A 261-nucleotide genomic window follows, 5' to 3' on the forward strand; every position below is an offset into this window, starting at 1 on the left:
ACGGGGTCTGCTCTTGCCTGATTGCTTACTCGAGCTTCCAGACGTACTGGACTTTGGTCCAGGTCTGTTGCGGTTTGCCATCGACGGTACCGGGCTTGTTTTTGCAGGAACCGGACATCAATTGGGACCGAACGGCATTGTCGAGACCACGGAAGCCACTGGACTTGTCGATCTTGACGTCTGCCACGGAACCATCGGCACCGATCAGGACGGACAATTGGACGATACCGGTTTCTTCATTGCGCAGTGAAGCACGCGGGT

Annotated in this window: 1 protein-coding gene; it reads right to left on the bottom strand. The window is 55.9% G+C overall.

Going from position 1 to position 261, the window contains the following annotated elements; genetic code table 11:
* Positions 1-25 precede the first annotated feature (25 nt).
* On the bottom strand, positions 26-261 hold a 236-nt coding region (locus ACO0K9_RS28155), incomplete at its 5' end, for an energy transducer TonB (protein WP_422990719.1).

Source organism: Undibacterium sp. Ji50W, assembly GCF_049340445.1.
GTDB lineage: Bacteria > Pseudomonadota > Gammaproteobacteria > Burkholderiales > Burkholderiaceae_D > Undibacterium.